This window comes from Chitinophaga sp. XS-30 (genome assembly GCF_008086345.1).
GTDB lineage: Bacteria > Bacteroidota > Bacteroidia > Chitinophagales > Chitinophagaceae > Chitinophaga.
Window position 1 is genome coordinate 5,567,567 of sequence record NZ_CP043006.1, and the last position, 16,252, is coordinate 5,583,818.

At 51.2% G+C, this 16,252-nt stretch carries 14 protein-coding genes and 1 other RNA gene; 4 read left to right on the forward strand and 11 right to left on the reverse strand.

The annotated features are described in order from the left end of the window. Window positions 1-152: 152 nt before the first annotated feature. From FW415_RS22260 to FW415_RS22290, 7 genes are all read right to left on the reverse strand, one after another. Entirely contained in the window at window positions 153-1,280 is a 1,128-nt protein-coding gene (locus tag FW415_RS22260; RefSeq protein WP_148389322.1) for a FecR family protein, read from the reverse strand. Window positions 1,281-1,344: 64 nt separating this feature from the next. Further along, complete coding sequence (locus FW415_RS22265) at window positions 1,345-1,869, reverse strand: RNA polymerase sigma-70 factor (RefSeq protein ID WP_168208945.1); 525 nt, start codon at window positions 1,867-1,869, stop codon at window positions 1,345-1,347. 145 nt (window positions 1,870-2,014) lie between these two features. Next, on the reverse strand, window positions 2,015-2,722 hold the full coding sequence (locus tag FW415_RS22270) for an MIP/aquaporin family protein (protein ID WP_148389324.1): 708 nt from the start codon (window positions 2,720-2,722) through the stop codon (window positions 2,015-2,017). A 34-nt stretch (window positions 2,723-2,756) separates the two neighbouring features. Beyond that, on the reverse strand, window positions 2,757-4,253 hold the full coding sequence (glpK, locus tag FW415_RS22275) for a glycerol kinase GlpK (RefSeq protein ID WP_148389325.1): 1,497 nt from the start codon (window positions 4,251-4,253) through the stop codon (window positions 2,757-2,759). A 213-nt stretch (window positions 4,254-4,466) separates the two neighbouring features. Further along, the gene (gene fsa, locus FW415_RS22280) at window positions 4,467-5,120 is read right to left on the reverse strand and encodes a fructose-6-phosphate aldolase (protein ID WP_148389326.1); all 654 of its coding nucleotides are present in this window, start codon (window positions 5,118-5,120) and stop codon (window positions 4,467-4,469) included. A gap of 139 nt (window positions 5,121-5,259) precedes the next feature. Further along, window positions 5,260-5,359: signal recognition particle sRNA small type (gene ffs / locus FW415_RS22285), an RNA gene on the reverse strand. A gap of 115 nt (window positions 5,360-5,474) precedes the next feature. Continuing rightward, window positions 5,475-6,179 carry a hypothetical protein gene (locus tag FW415_RS22290; RefSeq protein ID WP_148389327.1) on the reverse strand — a complete coding sequence of 235 codons (705 nt, stop codon included), beginning with the start codon at window positions 6,177-6,179 and terminating at the stop codon, window positions 5,475-5,477. 100 nt (window positions 6,180-6,279) lie between these two features. On the opposite strand from FW415_RS22290, the gene FW415_RS22295 reads away from it, so the two are divergent. Beyond that, complete coding sequence (locus tag FW415_RS22295; RefSeq protein WP_148389328.1) at window positions 6,280-7,086, forward strand: bifunctional 2-polyprenyl-6-hydroxyphenol methylase/3-demethylubiquinol 3-O-methyltransferase UbiG; 807 nt, start codon at window positions 6,280-6,282, stop codon at window positions 7,084-7,086. A 14-nt stretch (window positions 7,087-7,100) separates the two neighbouring features. Here FW415_RS22295 and FW415_RS22300 read toward each other — a convergent pair whose 3' ends face one another. The 3 genes from FW415_RS22300 to FW415_RS22310 all read right to left on the reverse strand — a co-directional run bounded on the left by FW415_RS22300 (window position 7,101) and on the right by FW415_RS22310 (window position 10,202). Further along, window positions 7,101-7,835 (reverse strand): shikimate dehydrogenase, encoded by a 735-nt coding sequence (locus FW415_RS22300; RefSeq protein ID WP_148389329.1) that lies wholly within the window; start codon window positions 7,833-7,835, stop codon window positions 7,101-7,103. A 61-nt stretch (window positions 7,836-7,896) separates the two neighbouring features. Next, the gene (locus FW415_RS22305) at window positions 7,897-8,661 is read right to left on the reverse strand and encodes a phosphosulfolactate synthase (RefSeq protein ID WP_148389330.1); all 765 of its coding nucleotides are present in this window, start codon (window positions 8,659-8,661) and stop codon (window positions 7,897-7,899) included. Window positions 8,662-8,822: 161 nt separating this feature from the next. Further along, window positions 8,823-10,202 (reverse strand): tetratricopeptide repeat protein, encoded by a 1,380-nt coding sequence (locus tag FW415_RS22310; RefSeq protein WP_246858833.1) that lies wholly within the window; start codon window positions 10,200-10,202, stop codon window positions 8,823-8,825. A 246-nt stretch (window positions 10,203-10,448) separates the two neighbouring features. Between FW415_RS22310 and FW415_RS22315 the strand changes: the two genes are divergently transcribed. After that, on the forward strand, window positions 10,449-10,808 hold the full coding sequence (locus FW415_RS22315; RefSeq protein ID WP_148389332.1) for a hypothetical protein: 360 nt from the start codon (window positions 10,449-10,451) through the stop codon (window positions 10,806-10,808). A gap of 52 nt (window positions 10,809-10,860) precedes the next feature. Here the strand turns inward: FW415_RS22315 and FW415_RS22320 are convergent, their stop codons facing one another. Continuing rightward, window positions 10,861-11,442 (reverse strand): RNA polymerase sigma-70 factor, encoded by a 582-nt coding sequence (locus FW415_RS22320; protein ID WP_148389333.1) that lies wholly within the window; start codon window positions 11,440-11,442, stop codon window positions 10,861-10,863. A gap of 176 nt (window positions 11,443-11,618) precedes the next feature. On the opposite strand from FW415_RS22320, the gene FW415_RS22325 reads away from it, so the two are divergent. Both FW415_RS22325 and FW415_RS22330 read left to right on the forward strand, forming a co-directional pair. Beyond that, on the forward strand, window positions 11,619-12,593 hold the full coding sequence (locus FW415_RS22325; RefSeq protein WP_168208946.1) for a FecR family protein: 975 nt from the start codon (window positions 11,619-11,621) through the stop codon (window positions 12,591-12,593). Window positions 12,594-12,899: 306 nt separating this feature from the next. Beyond that, on the forward strand, window positions 12,900-16,238 hold the full coding sequence (locus tag FW415_RS22330) for a TonB-dependent receptor (protein WP_168208947.1): 3,339 nt from the start codon (window positions 12,900-12,902) through the stop codon (window positions 16,236-16,238). Window positions 16,239-16,252 lie beyond the last annotated feature (14 nt).

Here is a 16,252-nt window from a genome sequence, read left to right on the forward strand (position 1 = left end):
TCGAATGATGAAATTCATACATTTGCACAATTAGGTTAAGGAAATAAGTTATCCGAACGGCCTGTTTTGATAACCGAAAAATTGACCTGTAGAACCGGTTACGTGGCTGCGTAACCGGTCATTTTTTTGGTTGAATGAGATTTGCTTGTTTTTCAGTGTTTTATTGTAATTGTATTATTCACCAGGTGGAATTTTATGTTGCCTGTTTCCTCCAGCATTTTCAGTACATCGGAAAGTTGCATGGAACGCGGGATACCTCCGTTATAGCGGATACGCGGAATGTCTTTTTCAATTACCTCTACATCGTACCAGCGGGATAATTGTTTCATAATATCAGGTAAATAGGTATCGTTAAACAAAAAATTGCCATGCTTCCAGGCCATGACCTGCTCAATATCTGCTTTGGTTTTGTATATGGAGCCGGAGCGCATGTTCAGCTGCGATTGCTCACCCGGCATCAGTTTATTACTGTTCTTCTCTCCATGCACCAGTACGCTCCCTTCCAGCAAGGTCGTTCGCACCAGGCCGTCGTCAGCGTAAGCATTAATATTAAAATGCGTACCCAGTACCTGTATCGTTTGTCCGGATGATTTCACAAGAAAAGGATGGGCCTTGTTTTCCGCCACTTCAAAATACCCTTCACCTGTCAGTTCTACTTTTCTTTCAAGTCCGTCAAAAAAGGTGGGGAATCTTAGCGAAGAAGCGGAGTTGAGCCAGACCTTTGTGCCGTCCGGCAAACGTATCTGGAACTGCCCTCCTCTTGGTGTAGTGATCGTATTAAATACGATCGCCGGTATATCTTTTCCCGTGGCGGGCGGCGCTGACTCATACACGATCTCGTTACCGGCAGACTTTCTGATGCGGGCACCTCCCTGCAAAGCAAGGTTGCCCGCTGCCGCATCATCCAGCGCAATCTTCCGTCCGCCACCAAGCGTCAATACAGCCCGGTTGCTCCCTGGTGCTTTGTCTTCAGCCAAGGCTGCGACCTGTGAAGAATGGTCGCCTTTATTGCCGGTGAACAATAACCAGGTCAACGCAATGCCTGTGAGCAATGCTGCGGCGGCCATCGAAGCCAGTACCAACCGTCTCCTCCGGCGACGCAGGAAAAGCCGGTCATTAATCCTCCGCTTGATTTCCCTGCCGGTATTCTCCTGTACCATTTTTATCTCTGCTTTTGCCGCAATCGCGTCAAGATATGCGTTATACCATGCGATTTCCTCATCGGAAGCCGTACCATCGCTAATTCTGCCAGCCAGTTTAATAAAATCCGAGTCGTTCATGTACCAGGTGTGTACATATAAGGCACTTAAAAAAGAAGATACCCCCTATGCCTTATAAAAAAATTCAGAAAAAGATCAGCAGGGAAGAGAGGTTGCCAAGTTTCATCCGGAGGCGTTTCAGGGCGGTAGTGATCTGATTTTCCACTGTTTTTTCAGAAATGCCGAGCTTTTGCGCAATTTGCCGGTTAGAAAGGTATTCGTTCCTGCTTAACAGAAAAATTTCTTTGCAACGTCCGGGCAGGCCTTCTGTAAAATGGATGACGAGTGCTTTCAGTTCTTTCAGTTCAACAGACAACTCGCCCTCGGCTGGAACTGGTGAGGGTACTGTCACTTGTCCGTAAAAAGCTCTTTGCTGGTTCAGACGGCGAATGTAGTTCGACACTTTGTATTTAACAGCCATCGTAAGATAGCCGCGCACAGAGGTTAGCACAAGGTGTTCGTGATGTTCCCATAGCCAGACAAATATGTCCTGCAGAATATCCATGCAGGCGTTTTCATCGCGCAATATGTAATAAGCAGTCTGGTAAAGGGCTTTCCAATGGCGGTTATACAATTCATCGAAAGCGCGGTTATCGCCGGCCTTCAACAAGTCCAGCAATACAGTATCAGCATATGTGGAATACTCCGTCATTCATTAACCGTGGAAGGGGCAGTTGAAGATAAAGATAGTCAAAAAATAAAAAAGGCAATCTCCTCATACCAGAGACTGCCTTTATACTTATCAACAAACGTACTTACTTTAATGCCAGGTGCAAAGCGGCCGCCAGCAAAGCGCCGATTATCGGCCCCACTATGGGTATCCAGGCATATCCCCAGTCGCTGTCCCTTTTCCCTTTGATGGGCAATATAAAATGGGCAATACGGGGGCCGAGGTCACGGGCGGGGTTGATGGCGTAACCGGTAGGCCCACCCAGGGAAAGCCCGATGGCCAGTACCAGCAAGGCTACAGGCAGTGCATCCACTGCACCCAGACCTACTTCTGCCTTGGCAATATAAAACACGCCGAAGATCAGCACAAACGTACCGATGATCTCCGTCAACAGGTTGGGTATTGTGCTGCGGATAGCCGGGCCGGTGCAGAATATAGCCAGTTTGCCATCGGGATCGTCCGTGGCATCGAAATGCTGTTTGTAGGCGACCCATACCAGGCACGCGCCCAGGAAAGCGCCCAGCATCTGCGCCGAGATGTATGTGGGCACCTGCGCCCATTCAATACTGCCGGCAGTAGCCAGTGCAATGGTCACCGCGGAATTCAGGTGAGCGCCGCTGTAAGCGCCTACGGCAAATACGCCGACAAATACGGCCATGGCCCAGCCCATGGTGATCACGATCCATCCGCCGTTCTGCCCTTTGCTTTTATTCAATATACAGTTGGCCACAACGCCATCCCCAAGAAGGACGAGCAATGCGGTACCGATCATTTCTGCCAGGAATGTGGACATCTTTATATCAGTTTTTTAGTAGCGTGTAGATGGATTATTGTTCGGCCCAGACTTTGGCAGCGCGGATGGCGCGTTCCCAGCCTTTTGTGAGTTGCTCCCGTTTGGAGGTTTCCATTTCCGGTGCGAAACGCGCATCCTCCTTCCACTGGCTGCGGATGGTCTCAATGCTGTCCCAGAACCCGGTGGCCAGGCCGGCGAGGTAAGCCGCGCCAAGAGCGGTCGTTTCCGTCACCTTCGGGCGTACCACGTTGGTTTCCATAATATCTGCCTGGAACTGCATCAGCAGGTTGTTGGCCGTTGCCCCGCCATCTACGCGAAGTTCCGCGATCTTCATCCCGGCATCGGCTTCCATCGCTTTTAAAACATCCATGGTCTGATAAGCGATGCTGTCCAGCGCTGCACGGGCTATGTGAGCATCCTTTGTGCCCCGTGTCATCCCAACAATGGTGCCCCGCGCATACTGGTTCCAATGCGGCGCTCCAAGGCCGGCAAAGGCAGGCACCAGGTACACCCCGTCCGTATCTTTGACTGACAGCGCCAATGCTTCCACATCAGCGGAATGGCGGATAATGCCCAGACCGTCCCGCAGCCATTGCACTACGGCGCCGCCGATGAAAATGCTGCCTTCAAGCGCGTATTGGGTTTTACCATCGATGCGCCAGGCGATAGTCGTCAGCAGATTGTTGCCGGACTCAATGGCTTTATCACCGGTATTCAGCATCATAAAGCAACCGGTACCATAGGTGTTTTTTACCATGCCCGGCTCAATGCACATCTGGCCGAACAATGCTGCCTGCTGATCCCCGGCAATGCCCGCAATGGGAATCTCATAAGGGGTAAGCGTAGCTTCCGTATGGCCATATATCTCGCTGGATGCGCGTACTTCCGGCAGCATGCTGGCCGGAATGCCCATCAGTTCAAGGAGGCTTTCGTCCCATTGCTGGGTATGAATATTATACAACATGGTACGGGAGGCATTGCTCACATCGGTGATATGCAATTTCCCTTTGGTAAAGTTCCAGATGAGCCAGGTGTCTACCGTGCCGAATGCCAGTTCCCCGGCTTCAGCGCGCTGGCGGGCGCCTTCCACATTATCGAGTATCCATTTCACTTTGGTGCCGGAAAAATAAGCATCCAGTATCAGCCCGGTACGGGAACGGATGTCCTCCGCCAGCCCCCGGTTGCGCAGTTCGTCACAGAAGGCAGCCGTACGCCTGTCCTGCCACACGATAGCATTATATAAAGGTTTGCCTGTTTTACGGTCCCATACAATAGTGGTTTCCCGCTGGTTGGTAATGCCGATGGCCGCGATATTGTCCCCGCTGGTACCGGCTTTTACGATCACTTCGGCGGCAACGCCTGCCTGGGTGGACCAGATCTCGTTGGGATCATGCTCTACCCATCCCGGTTCAGGGAAGATCTGTCTGAACTCCTTCTGGGCTACGGCTACAATGTTTCCTTCCTTGTCAAAAATGATCGCCCGGGAGCTGGTGGTTCCCTGGTCCAGGGCCATAATGAATTGTGCTTCCATTCGTACTTATATTGTTTAACGTGGTACCTAGGTTTACGAGGTAGTAAGATAGGGAAGAAAATGTAAAAAATAAAAAATTAAAAGTAAAAAAGAAATGCGGAACGGGCGTCAATGGTGGAAAAAATACCGTGGCCACGGGGGCACGGCACTATAAAAAGAGGGCTGCCCCGGTCTTTTGGTGCAGCCCTCTTATATCTTTTCCTGTTGTTTCGTTTACATTTTCTTGGCATCTTCCAGGAACTTGGCCAGGCCAATGTCCGTCAGGGGATGTTTCAGCAGGCCGAGGATGGAGTCCAGCGGGCAGGTACATACATCGGCGCCAACTTCCGCACATTTTACAATGTGGAGGGCATTGCGGATGGAAGCTGCAAGGATCTCCGTTTTGAAGCCCTGAACGCTGTAGATCTGTGCGATCTGCGCGATGAGTTCCACACCATCCCAGCTGCCGTCGTCAATACGCCCGATGAACGGCGATACGTAGGATGCGCCGGCTTTTGCCGCCAGAATGGCCTGACCTGCGGAGAACACAAGCGTACAGTTGGTACGGATACCGTTGTCAGTAAACCATTTGATGGCTTTCACGCCGTCTTTTATCATGGGCACCTTCACCACGATGTTCGGGTGAATGGCTGCAAGTTTCTTCCCTTCTTCCACCATGCTGGCGTAATCGGTGGAGAGCACTTCAGCGCTCACATCGCCACCTTCTACCACTTCGCAGATGGCTTCATAATGTTTCATGATGGCAGCTTCACCTTTAATACCTTCCTTCGCCATGAGAGAAGGGTTGGTCGTAACACCGTCGAGGATACCAAGGTCGTGCGCTTCCTTTATCTGCGCAAGGTTTGCTGTATCTATAAAGAATTTCATAAAGAGAGATTAAGTATTGTTTAAGTTCAAAAACGTGCATTTGTACCCCTGGTCCGAAAGAAGCTCCGGGCAATTTAAACAAACATCAAACTGGTTCTGAAAAAAAGGGGGAAGAACTTTCGGCCATTCATAAAATAAAAAATGGCAAGTTACTTATATCGCACCGCTTCAACCGCCTACCCTTGCTACATTCCTGTCCTGGGGGAGTTCAGCAGGAGCTGGTCGTATAAGACTTGCCACTGCAAAGGTATATCAATGGATATTAATTTGCAAATATTATAGTTGAATTGTTGATTTTGCAAGCGGGGCCTGGGTCTAAAGGAGTAAGTCGCAGACGCGCGTGGCGATCTTCCGCTATTCCTTTCGCTTCTTTTTGGCCGGTTTCCGGTAAAGGTCCTTTTCATTCTCGATAATGAGCGATTCGTCATCCGCACCCTGCTTCACGGGGATGACGGACGCCGCATTGATCTCCCGGTTGCCACGGTACACGGCACTGACGGAAATAGCTTTGGTAACACTGTCTTCCTGCGGTATCAGCAGGTCCTGCCCGATGATCCGTCCCTCGCTGGCGTATAAACGCACCCGGGTGGTATCCAGCGGGTAGATCTTCCCTGTATTGTAGATCCCTTCCACATTCAGGTAAAAATGAATGCCGCGTTTCAGGCTGTCCGTATAATGCCGGAAGCGGATAGCAGTGAGGAACGGCAACTGCAGGTCAACTTCGTGCTGCTTGTTTCCCGGCTCGTCCTGCAGGCTTACCAGCAGGCGGATACGGTAATTGTCCGGCCGGATATTGTTCCTGGAAAAACGCAGTACCCCGTTGCGGCATTCGCCGTCCGGCGATTCAACCTTTATCCTGCTCCAGCTGTAATCTCCCTTTAAAAGCCCGCTGGTCCGGCGGACACTGCTGTCCGTGTACCTGATCTCCAGACCGATGGGTGTACTGCTGTACAACTCCGCAACCGCGGCGGAATCAAATACTGCTGTTATCCGCGCCACTTCCTTCTGCTGCGCCAGGGCAGGCAGGGAACACAACATCAACATCATCCATTTTACCATGATCTTCATTTTGCTAAAACTGTTCCAAATTTAACGATTGCCGGCCGCGAATGCGGACACTTGAAAAAAATTTCTATTTTCACGGAATTTTCAGAACCATATGTCACTACCACAACATTCGGATGCCACCCTTCGCTACCAACAGCAGGTAGAGAATTCCAGGAATTACGTTTTGCCCTTCATTGCGCAGGAATTCCCGGATATGAACGGACTGCGCGTAATGGAGATCGGTTGCGGCGAAGGCGGGGTACTGACGCCTTTCCTGGAAAAAGGCTGCCATTGTGTGGGTGTTGACCTGTTCCCGGAACGCATCGCGCTCGCCACCGGTTTTCTGGGTGACTATGTCAATAATGGCCAATTGCAGCTGATCGCCAAAAACATCTACGATGTGGATTTCTTCGGCGAGTTTCAGCATGCCTTTGATCTCATCATCCTGAAAGATGCCATTGAGCACATTCCGGAGCAGGACAAGCTGGTCGCCTACCTGAAGAATCTGCTTTCCCCGCGCGGACAGGTGTATTTCGGTTTCCCGCCCTGGTATATGCCGCACGGCGGGCACCAGCAGATCTGCCAGAGCAAGGTGCTGAGCTTCCTGCCGTACATCCACCTTCTCCCCCGCCCGCTGTACCGCGGCCTGCTGAAGGCCTTCGGGGAGCATGAGGGAACGGTCAGGGAGCTGATGGAGCTGGTGGATACAGGCATTTCCATCGAGCGGTTCGAGAAGGTCGTGAAAGCGGCGGGATTCGATATCACCCAGCGTAAATATTATCTCATCAACCCCATCTACAAATATAAATTCAAGCTGCAGCCCAGGGAGCAATTCGGATGGATGAAAGGCATTCCTTTTGTGCGGAATTTCTTTACGACGTGCATGTACTATATGATCCGGCCGGAAGCGGAGAGATAAAAGTGGTTGCTGATCTACCCTTCATTCCATATCTCCCAGGATGCCTCCGCCTGCAGCACCAGCATCTCATGCCCGTTCTTCACCGCCGCGCCACGCGCAGCGCCGTGCTGCAAAAACTGTGTTTCAGCCGGATTGTAGATGAGGTCGTACAGCAAATGATCTTTACTGATCAGATCGTAAGGGATCGGCGGAGCATCGGCAATATCCGGGTACATGCCGAGGGGGGTGGTATTGACGATCAGGGAGTGGGTTTTCATGATCTCCGGGGTAACGGCCTCATAGCCAATGGTGCCATCTGTGTATTTGCGGCTCACTTCGGTATAGGTAATGCCCAGTTGCCGCAGTGCGAACTTTACAGCTTTTGCGGCGCCGCCCGCACCCAGGATCAGGGCTTTGGTATGATGAGGGCGCAACAGGGGCTCCAGCGACCGCCGGAAACCGATCACATCGGTGTTATATCCTTTCAGGCGGCCATGCTGCCGGCGGATGCAGTTCACGGCCCCGATCTCCTTTACGGCTTCGCTGAGCTCATCCAGGAAAGGGATCACTGCCTGCTTGTATGGAATAGTGACGTTCAGGCCTTCAAGGCCCGGGGTTTCTTCCCATAAGCGGGGAAACTGTTCGATCTCCGGAATGGGAAAGTTTTCATAACGGCATCCTGTGATGCCTTCTTTTTCAAACTTCTCTGTAAAGAAGCCTTTTGAAAAAGAATGGGAAAGCGGAAAGCCGATGAGACCGAATAATCGCATGGTGTGCTGTTACAGGCGGAACACAGGGCGCATATCCCCGGTGTTCCGCCGGATGGATATATTATGCTTTGTCCAGGAAGAGGTGGAAGGTATCGCCGCGAAGGCCTACCCTCATGGCTTCCAGGGAAATGATCTCATTCGGGGCCAGGTTGCCGAGGTTGGCGTTGCAGCCTACCAGTTCCAGGAAATAGAGTTGCTGATCTTTCTGCGGCGCTTCCCAGATGATCTTTTCAGCGGGGATCTGTGTGAGTATCTCCTGCACCAGGCCTTCCCTTACTTCACCCGAACCGCGGTAAATACCTACGTTACCGCCTTCGCGGGCTTCGGCGATTACATAAGTGGCGCCGGCGGCAAGTTCTGCACGCATCAGCTCGATCCATTTATAGGGGGGAATGATATGCTCCGCATCTTTTGAACCTACTTCACTGAGCACCAGTCCATGTTTGGTCAGCTTTTCGATGTACCCGCATTTTTCAGCATGCGGAATGGTGATAGAGCCGTCGGATACTTCCATGTAGCTGATCCCGTAATCCTTTATCGTTTTTACGTATTCATCGAACTGGTTGCGGATCAGGAAGGCTTCAAACAAAGTACCGCCAAAGTAAACAGGGATGTTGGCCGACTGGTACAATTCGATTTTCTGACGGAGGTTGGGCGTTACGAACGAGGTGCCGAAGCCCAGCTTGATAATGTCTACGTGAGGCGATGAAGCAGATAAAAAGTTCTTTGCTTCTTCTACGCTCAAGCCTTTGTCCATGACCATGGTCAATCCATGAGCCCGGGGCTTGGTGGTCCTTTCAGGAATTTGCGTCAGATTAAAATTCATTTTGCACGGTTTTATTCTTCTTAATGGTCATTTCCACCAAACTAACATACAAAGCTATGCCTACCTGTAATCGGATTGGTTAAGTTGGCCTTTTTTTTAAAATGTTGAACAATTTAGAAAACCGCCGCAAAAATAAGAAGTAATCTTTTAGAAAGTGAATTTTAACGTTTCCGTCTGTACCGGCTGATCAGTTCCACCACGCTGGTATGCTGAAGGATGGACGGATCAAGGTCCACCAGCTTCTTCACCTGCCTGGGATGCAGTTGCAGCGCGGTTTCCAGGTGAAGCAGCCCTTCTTTTGTCCTGCCCATGGCTATCAGCATGGCGGCCCTGTAGAAAATAAATACCGGCTTCCGCCCGATCTTGGCTTCCGCAGCTTCCAGCTGGGTGAGGGCTTCTTCCACATGCCCGGCCACATAGAGGCCGCGGACCAGTTCTTTCCATGCCTGGGCGCTGCTGGGACGCAGCCGCACGGCATTCAGGAAATACACCAGCGCTTCCTTGTCGCTCCCAACCTGGAGGTAGCACTGGCCAATGGTTACATTGTATTCCACACTTTGCTTGTTGATGCGGAGCGCGGACTGGAGGGACTTGATAGCGCATTCCCAGTTCTCTTCCGTCATATACGCCTTCGCGATCTTGAGGTAAAGCTTGTCGTCATTCGGACTGAGGTGGGATGCCTTGCGGTAGTAGTAACGGGCCTGTGTGAACTTGCGCATTTTTTCGTAGCAATGCCCGATGGCCTCATAGATCACATCTTCCGGCTTGGCTACTTCCAGGTGCCTTTGCAGCACTTCAATAGCTTCGTTGTACTTGCGCAGGTGAATATACGCATCGCCCATATTGCGATAGGCGTAATCGAATTTTTCATCGATCACTACGGCATACTGGTAGGCGTCAACGGCCTTTTCATAGAGTTTCAGGCCCTGATATGCCGTACCCAGATTGAACCAGGCCAGCTGATTATAAGGATGTTCATTGATGATCCGGGTATGCAGCCGGATGCTTTCCTCATTTCTGCCGGTAAATTCCGTCCAGAAACAGATCTTGTGCAGGGCTTCCTCGTTATTTGCATCATAATCCAGCAACATCTTCAGGCAATCGAACACCTTTTCGAACTCCTCCCAGTCGTCATATACATCCGCCAGTTCCAGCAGCAGGTCTGTACGGTCCTCCCCTTCAAACATGCCGATCTGCTCTTCCAGCAGCGCCGCCGCCTTTTCATGCTGGTTCATGGCCAGGTACACATCTGTTTTGAGTATGTAGAGATTGATATCGTTGCTATCCAGGAGCGCGGCCTTTTCCAGTAAGGCCAGGGCCTCCCGGTATTTCTTTGTCTCAATAAGCAACGCTGATTTCTTGAGGAGCAGGGCGGAGGAGAAGGGGAACTGCTCAATGGCGATCTCCACCGCCTGAAGAGCATTGTTCAGTTCATCATGCTCATCATAATAGTCGATGATCTGTTCAAAGGAATCCTCATCCAGAAAGGAATGAGAGCGTCCCTCCTTTAGATTCTCAAATTGCTGAAGCAAGTCCCTCAAATCTTCAAAATCCTCGTTAAACTCATTAAATGATGGGAAGTCGTGATTCATTACTGTAAATATATGGGATTTTAGGGCTGTCACCAAACCGCCACCCGCTTACCGTTTATGTATTTTTTAACATTTTATTAAGAGAAGTTTGTATTTTGCATTAAGATTCCGTTATGATAGATAATTTTTTCGTATATTTGCAGTACAATGAAGAAGATAAATAACATAAAACGAAGATTTTCATTGTCTTGCCTCATGGTAAGTGCTTTATTCGTGCTTGCATTGAGCGTGAAAGCCAATGATCCGGGCTTTAGTGTTGATGATAATAATGATGACAAGGTTAAAAAAACGGAAAACCGTTTCAACCTTACCACCAATACCACAATGCCCAAGACAAACCTGAGCCTTGATGCCGGGTTTATTGCCAGCGGTGTATTGAAGACCTCCTTCAACCTGAGTTCCAAAAATACCGTAAATGTCAAGTCTGTAATGACTTACAAGAAAGGTAACGTTACTTACGTTGTTCCTTACAACGTTAATGTACGTGTTCAGACGCCTGAGCCCACCATGCGGTATCACCAGGTGCAGATCAAATTGCCCTTCAGAAAAGGTTAATTATAGTTTGAAAAGAGATTTTTTGTAAAGAGCGCCTTGAATGGGCGCTTTTTTATTGGAAAAACAACAACACCAGGCAGGTCGTCAGGTCCGTAAGCCCAACCCGCAATATCTTCAGCGCTTTCGTGATATGGTTTTCCACGGTTTTTTCAGAGATCCCCATAATAGCGGCAATCTCTTTATTACTCTTATAGGCTTTCCGGCTTAATTCGAATGCTTCCCGGCATTTGGTTGGCAGCTGTCTCACACTTCTCTCGTAACTGGAGCGGAGGTCTTTGACCATCACGGTTTCTTCAGCGGAATTATCGTAGTCTTTAGCCGTCACTTTCAGGGCCGATCTATAGCTGTTCCTGACCATCTCCCTGCGGATCTGGCTGATCACCAGGTAACGGATGGAGGTATGCATGTAAGCCTTCAGTGAAGTATGCACTTTCAGGGTATGCCGGTTGCTCCACATGCTGGTAAAAAAATCCTGCACGGTCTCTTCCGCACCCTCCCTGGCCCCCAGCCTCTTGTAAGCCGCAGCAAAACATTCTGCCCAATAGCGGTTATATATTTCCTCGAACGCAGAAATATCACCCTGACCCATCAGTTCCAGTAGCGCTTCATCCGAAATTTTGTAACGGTTCCGCATAACAGCTTTAGTTTCTGTGGAATTTCAAAACTAGCGGTTAACCACAATATTTTCAATTTCATCCTGCCGGACAAGGTGAAATTAACAATTAATTGATGTGCGCACTAATCATTTTTCCCATAGTAGGGGTTCGCGGTATTTATGCCGACTCTATTCATGTAAACTGTCTGAAGAACATGAAAAAGGAAATATCCCCTGCGCTCCTGGAAAAATATCTGAATGGAGCCTGTGACCCCGAAGAAGAAGCCTTCATACTTGCCTGGTACGATTCCTTTGAGGAAAAAAGCGGGTTGTTGGAGGAGCTGCCGCATGCCAGTCAGCAACAGGTAAAGCAGCAGATGATGAACCGCATCCGGTCGCGCATCACGGACTCCCGCAGGAGCCGGGGCCGCCGTATCCGCATTTTTGCATATGCCGCAGCAGCAGCCGTGTTATTATTGGGGATTGTAAGATTTGCAGGGCTGTACCAGGTCAGCCCCCCAGGTATAGAAACGATCCGTGTACAGGCCCCGCTGATGGTGACCAATCTCACGAAGTCTATCCGTTACCTCTCCCTGCCGGACGGCAGCAGCGTTTGGCTGAGCCCCGGATCCCGGCTGGAATATGACAGCGCATTCACCCAAAGGGAGATCAGCATGAGCGGGGAAGCTTTCTTTGACGTAAGCCCGGATCCCGACCGGCCATTCGTGATCTACAGCAGCGAAACCGTAACCCGGGTACTTGGCACCAGCTTCCGCATCAGGGCGCATGACAACGCACCCGCTACGGAAGTAACGGTAGCCACCGGTAAAGTATCCGTGGAAACCCGCCGGAAAAACGGCTCCCCGGGCATTACACTGCTGCCTAACCAGCAGGCCGTTTATCTGAAAGAAACCAAAGAACTGAAAAAAACGGAAAACAGGCAGGCTGAACTGCGCATCTGGCAAAAGGCCAGCCTGTCATTCGATAATGCATCCATGCGTGAAGTCATGGCTGCCCTGAACAAACATTTCGGGGTGAAGGTCCGCACCGCGGACCCCGGCCTGAACGACTATCTGCTCAAAGCGGATTTTACAGACCAGAATCTCCCGGCTATTCTTGAAATGCTGGAAAAGTCCCTGAATATCAGCTACGAGATAGACGATGAAAACATCCTTTTAAAACTGCAATAAATGAAACCGTTATGAATGATTAATCGATCCATGCTCCGCTAAAAAAAGATTAGAAGTGGTCGCGCACTTCTAATCCGGGTAACTCCCCCTGGTAAGGTCATCTGTAAACAGATGATACGGGGGTGTATTGTCTCATTTTCTCAAAAGAAACAAACCTAATTTATGAAATTTTATTTACAAACCTCTATTGACTGGCGTAAAATTATGAGGATCACAATAAGTCAGTTGTTTTTAAGCGTAATGCTGACAGGGGTTGTTTGCGCAGAATCGGGCAAAGCGCAATCGGTATTGAACCGCCCTGTTGACATGTCTTTACGGCAACTACGGCTCCAGGATGCCCTGGACGCACTGGAGAAAAAGGCGGATGTGAAATTCGTCTACAGTAAAAGTATTATTGAAACCGGGCAGCTGGTGGTCATCCGGGCGCAGCAGGACAAGCTTTCCGCTGTGCTGGACAGGTTGCTGACGCCGATCGGCATCTCTTATGCGGTGGTGGATGACCGCATTGTGTTGAACCGGGCACGGGACGCTATCCGAAGTGTACCGGAGATATTGCGGGAATTGCCGTCGAAGGTTACGGAAACACCCGAGCCCAGGCTGACCGTCACGGGGCGGGTAACCACTGCCGCAGGTGAGCCGCTGACCGGTGTTACCGTAAAGCTGAAAGGCACAAATGTAGGCACGGCCACGGACGAAGACGGCAGGTATGCCCTGACCCTGCCCGACGAAGGCGGCATACTGGAATTCTCTTTCATCGGATTTACCACACAGGAAGCGGCAGTGGAAGGCCGTAGGGTGATCAACATCACCATGAGCGAAAGCAATGATTCGCTCGATGAAGTAGTCGTAGTGGCGTACGGCACACAGAAAAAAGCGACCATGACGGGCGCCGTTTCCGCCATCAATGCAAAGGAACTCAAAACATCCACCCAGTCCAACCTCACCAATATGCTCGCCGGCAAATTACCCGGCCTGCGCGTGGTTCAGCGCACCAGCGAACCGGGGAACTACGAATCCTATTTCGACATCCGGGGCATGGGCAGCCCGCTGATCGTAGTGGATGGCGTGGTACGGACGGACTTCAACAAGATAGATCCGAACGAGATCGAAAGCATCTCCGTGCTGAAAGACGCATCCGCCGCCATATACGGCGTAAAATCCGCCAACGGTGTGATACTGGTGACCACCAAAAAAGGCCTTGCCGGGAAGACGGAGATCTCCTACTCCGGCGTGTACGGATGGGCCAATGTAACCAGCACGCCCGAAGTAGGCAATGCGGTGGACTGGATGACGCTCACCAATGAAAATGTGCAACTGAACAATATCATCAACAACCGCAGCGATGCCCTTCCCTTCTCCGATGCCGATATCAATGAATATGCCAGCGGCGCAAAGCAGAGCACGGACTGGCAGGGACTGGCGCTGCAGGAATTTGCCCCCCAGCAGCAGCATAACCTCAACCTCCGCGGCGGCACCGAAAAAACAAAATACTTCGTATCCCTGGGGTATTTCGATGAGATGGGCATCTGGAAATCAGGCGACCTGAACTACAAACGGTACAACTTCCGCTCCAACCTCTCCGTGCAGATCCGGAAAGACCTGGAAGCGGAACTGCATGTAGACGGGATCTTTGATGAAAAGAACGAGCCGGGCGGTACGCAGGACAGGGTACTGATGTTCAAATCCATGTGGATGCAAATCCCTACCCTTTCTGTTTATGCCAACGACAACCCGGAATACCTGAACGCCGCAGTGGCCGATGGCACGCACCCGCTGGCGATCACATCTACCGCCATGTCCGGCTACATCCGTACACAGAACAGGGCATTCCAGGGTTCTTTTGCGCTGAACTATACACCGGAATACCTTCCCGGCCTGAGAGCCAGATTCCTGTACAGCCACTACAACCTGGCGCGGAACGTAAAAACCTACAAAAAGAAATATCCGCTGTACACATACGACCAGGTGAATGATACCTATACGCCAACGTACATGCAAAGCCCCTCGTATCTCCGCCAGGAATACGGGCTGAACTACAAACACCTGGTGCAGACCTCCCTCAACTACGAACGCAATTTCAATAAACACGGCGTAAAGGGATTGCTGATGTACGAGCTGCGGACCGATGCCGGTGATAATTTTGCGGCCCGCCGCGATCTTGTGCTGGAGGTTGACCAGCTTTATGCCGGCGATCCCTCCACACAACAGGCCACGGCCAATGCAGGCGCCATCATTGATGATGCGAACCTCGGCCTCATAGGCAGGCTGAACTACGATTATGACGGGCGTTATCTGCTGGAATATGCATTCCGTTACGATGGTTCCTCCAAGTTCATGGCCGGCAGCCGCTGGGGCTTTTTCCCCTCCGTTTCCGCAGGCTGGCGTATATCGGAGGAGAAATTCTTCCGGGACAACATAACCTTTGTAGACAACCTGAAGCTGCGCGCTTCCTGGGGCAAGATGGGTGACGATGCGGCATCCAGCTTCCAGTTCGTGGACGGGTTCTCCTATCCCAGCGGCTACTATTATTTCAACAACGGCCTTGTTTCCGGGCTCGGATTCCAGCGCCTGCCGAACTACCATCTCACCTGGTTCGAAGCAACCACTACGGACATCGGGCTGGAAGGCAGCCTCTGGAAGAATAAACTGCGCTTCGAGTTCGATGTATTCCAGCGACACCGTACCGGCCTCCTGGCCACCCGTAACCTCACACTGCCAGGCACTGTAGGCGCAGGGCTGCCGCAGGAAAACCTGAACAGCGACCTTACCCGCGGTTACGAACTGACGCTGGGCCATTCGGGCAAGATCCGCGATGTGCAGCTAAGCATAACCGGGAATGTGGCCTATGCGCGCACAAAGAACCGTTATATAGAAAGAGCGCTGCCGGGGAATGCATACGACAACTGGCGCGGCAATCCCAACGAAAGATGGAACAATATCATCTGGGGCTACCGCGTGATCGGCCGTTTCCAGACAATGGACGAGATCTACAATGCTCCCGTGCAGGATGGCAACGGCAACCGCTACCTCCTCCCCGGCGACCTGAAATACCTGGATGTGAATAATGATGGCGTGATAGACAGCGGCGATGAAACGCCCATCGGTCGCGGTACCACCGCCACCTCCGGTTACGCCAGCCCGAACCGTTTCCCGGAATACACCTTCGGCCTCACGCTGAATGCGGGCTACAAGGGATTCGATCTTTCCATACTGATGCAGGGTGCGGCCAACTTCGATGTGATATACGGCGGCGCCCTTCAGACGCCGCTCCGCTGGGGCAGGAACAGCCTGGCCATATTCAACGACAGATGGCATCTTGCCGATATGAATGACAAGAACAGCGAATGGGTGCCCGGAAAATACCCGGCTTACCGCACCACCACCAATTCCAACTACAAGGTATCCGATTTCTGGCTGCAGGATGCTTCCTTCCTCCGCCTGAAAAGTGTGGAGGCCGGATATACCTTCCCGCAGCGCATCCTGGGCAGAACAGGCATCCGGAACCTGCGCGTGTATGTGAACGGCTTCAACCTGCATACCTGGACGAAGATCAAATTCATCGACCCGGAACAAACGCCGCAGGACAACAGTTCCCTGTATCCGATCACCCGGAACTTCAATTTTGGTGTAAACATTTCACTCTGAGGGCGCGATCACGG